This window comes from Candidatus Cardinium hertigii (assembly GCF_050864855.1).
Taxonomy (GTDB): Bacteria; Bacteroidota; Bacteroidia; order Cytophagales; family Amoebophilaceae; genus Cardinium; species Cardinium hertigii_C.
In genome coordinates, this window is record NZ_JBOZWW010000038.1 from 1 (window position 1) to 3,147 (window position 3,147).

Annotated in this window: 2 protein-coding genes and 1 pseudogene; all 3 read right to left on the bottom strand. The window is 33.4% G+C overall.

What is annotated here, in order from left to right; translation table 11 throughout:
• Nucleotides 1–385: 385 nt before the first annotated feature.
• Nucleotides 386–1,387 (bottom strand): hypothetical protein, encoded by a 1,002-nt coding sequence (locus tag ACRRVB_RS01195; protein ID WP_432466182.1) that lies wholly within the window; start codon nucleotides 1,385–1,387, stop codon nucleotides 386–388.
• A 181-nt stretch (nucleotides 1,388–1,568) separates the two neighbouring features.
• The gene (gene mtaB / locus ACRRVB_RS01200) at nucleotides 1,569–2,891 is read right to left on the bottom strand and encodes a tRNA (N(6)-L-threonylcarbamoyladenosine(37)-C(2))-methylthiotransferase MtaB (RefSeq protein WP_432466183.1); all 1,323 of its coding nucleotides are present in this window, start codon (nucleotides 2,889–2,891) and stop codon (nucleotides 1,569–1,571) included.
• Nucleotides 2,892–2,958: 67 nt separating this feature from the next.
• Nucleotides 2,959–3,147 (bottom strand): annotated as a pseudogene (locus tag ACRRVB_RS01205) (IS5-like element ISCca5 family transposase); the annotation flags it as partial.

Genomic DNA, 3,147 nt, shown 5'->3' on the forward strand with positions numbered 1-3,147 from the left:
AAGGCTTTTTCTATAAGACGTTTACTTAGTTCTTTGAGTAATCCTCCTTTCTCAAAAAGGGTCGATAAATCTACTCCTGATTCTACTAATAAATCTATCGCTTTGCTTATACCATCTTGAGAACTTACTTTCTTTTTCATACTTTTAAAGAATAAAAATTAATGTATTTAATACAAAATTTACAAATCTTAAAAAATATTTACACACTTAAAAAGAAAGACTCCTTAAAAGGCCCATCATCCGACTATCTACCCATATCTATGCATGTATATCCGCTTGATCGCTTTTTCATTGAGCCCTTTTTTACGGAAAAGTATTTGGTCCATGTCTATACTACATAAATATATGCTTTTTCAGTATATCCGTAATTGAACTATAGCTTATCTTATTGTGTGAGCACGTATTGATTAGGTCTTGATGTGCGAGCTGCTTGTTTACCAGCTTGGTGTAATATACGTAATACATCTCCTATTGAATAATCTGATTCTTTTAATTGGGTTAATTTATCTAAGTTCTCCGCTTGTGTGGCTGTATTGATTAAATATTGGTATAATGAAGCTGCTTTGTTACCAGACGCATGTAATATACTGGATAGATCTTTTATTCTAAAACCTAATTTTTTTAACTTCATAAGTTTAACTAAGTTATCTTCTTCTGTGATCGTATTGATGAGGTTTTGGTATGCTACAGCTGCTTTTCTACCAGATCCACCTAGCATACTGGATAGATCTTTTATTCTAAAACCTAATTCTTTTAATTTCATAAGTTTAACTAAGTTATTTTTTTCTGTGATCGTATTGATGAGGTTTTGGTATGCTACAGCTGCTTTGCTACCAGATCCACTTAGCATACTGGATAAGCTATTCAGCTTAATATTATATGCCTGTAATAGATTTTGTAATTTGGGCTCTATTGTATACCCGCTTCTATCGCACTTTACTAAAATTTTATTGAGTAAACAGTTACAAGTCTCTAGCTTGGTGTAGCATGCCAGGATACTACTTAGAAAAGTATATGGTATTTTTAATCTGTCTAAAGCCTCAAGTTGTTCTATTATGTCTTGAGATAATTGTTTATTTTTATGAGTATTTATGTTAAATTTCAGCAAAGTAAAAAATTTGTTGTTGGGTAGACGGTTTAATATCTCTTTTCTAAGCTCATCTAATCTTTTTTTAGTATAATCTATCCGGTGCTTCTTTTTATGAGACATAGCAGTAGAACCATATATCCTAGTCAATATTTTACATTTTTTACGTTGGGGATCACTATACTCATCTACAACAGAAGGTTTTAAAGTTACCTTAGGTCGTTTTCGAGATTGGTTAGGCTGGTCGGATTGTACTGTATGACCTATTGTTGGATTGAATAGGGTTGGAGAAGCTACCATGCATGTAGCTGGCTTTAGATACGTTCCGTTACAGGAATAAATAGATAGTAAGATAAGTTTATAGAAGAAGCGCAATACTTTGGTCCATATCATATTTAGCATAGTTAGGTGTCTTAGTTGTTACCATAAGTTAAAAATAACTTATATAAAAATTTTTATTTTTACTAATACCGTACAAAAATTACCCAGAATAGCTTTTTAATAATTCTGGAATGACCATGCCTTCTGAATTTATTTTTTTGAGTAGAACCTTACAGAGTCTATTGGCTAATGCTGGTTGATGGGGGAGTTGTACACGAATGTAATTTTCTGTAAATCCTTCTATAACGTCATCATCCCCTCCATATTCGAATAAAACAGTAGCGGTATGACCCAAATGTTGGCTATAAAAATGTCTTAGTTTTTTTTCTGAAAGGATGCGCAACATTCTAGCCCGTTTTACACGTTCTTTTTGAGGTACTATCTGATCCATATGAGCTGCTTTTGTATCAGCTCTTTCTGAGTAAGGAAAAACATGTATATATGCAATCGGTAGTGCATTTAAAAAATGATAGGTTTCTAAAAAATCTTCTTCTGTTTCACCTGGAAAGCCAACCAGTACATCCATCCCTATGCAACAAGAAGCCATTTTTTCTTTTAGATAAGCTACACGTTCTTGGTAGAGTGTAGTGGTATATCGACGCTGCATTAATTTTAAAATCTTGTCGCTACCAGATTGTAAAGGTATATGGAAATGTGGTACAAAACATTTGGATGCAGCTACAAAATCTATAATCTCTTTACGAAGTAAATTGGGTTCAATAGAGGAAATGCGAAAACGTTTTATCCCCTCTACTTCATCTAAGGCTTGAATCAGTTCAAAAAAATTAGTTTGCCGTTTTTGATCAATAATGCCAAAATCTCCTAAATTTACCCCTGTCAGTACAATTTCTTTGACATTGTTGCGAACAATGGATTGGACTTGCGTGACTACTTCTGCAATGGTAGCACTTCTGCTTGCGCCTCTAGCGAGTGGTATGGTGCAAAAAGAACAACGGTAGCTGCAACCATCTTGTACTTTAAGGAAGGTTCTTGTACGATCTCCTAAAGAGTATGCAGGAGAAAAGGCTAGTTTTTCCTTAATGGAGGTAACCTGTATAGTAGCCGATTCATCTGATCGTTTTTTATTCCAATCCGTAATCCAATCGAGCAATTTAAATTTTTCATGTGTCCCAAATACGGCGTCTACACCTGGTATGGCAGCAATCTCTTCTGGTTTAAGTTGTGCATAGCAACCTATCACAATTACAAAGGCTTTCGGTGCCATTTTTAGCGCTTCTCTAATAAATTTTGCACATTTATGATCTGCATTTTCCGTTACAGAGCAGGTATTTAATACAAAAACATGAGGACGTTGTGCTAGTGTTACCGTAACAAATCCTTTTTCTGTAAACAATCGACCAATTTCAGAAGTCTCAGAAAAATTTAATTTGCAACCTAATGTATGAAAGGAAACTTTTTTCATTCTATGTCTAAAGTTTTGCAGTTATGCATCTAAATAGTCGGCCCTGAAATATTATTTTTGAATAAATTTATTGAATGGATATTTCTTTATAATATATATGGTTTATCAGGCGCTCTATTTTTCTTACCCAAGATATAGGTATAACTGGTTTTGGATTAAGAATTTTAATTATATAGGTTTTAATTTATTTGACTGTGAGGGTATTAAGAATAATTTTCTTGTAATCAGTCGTAGGTTATGAGCAATAGCACATAAA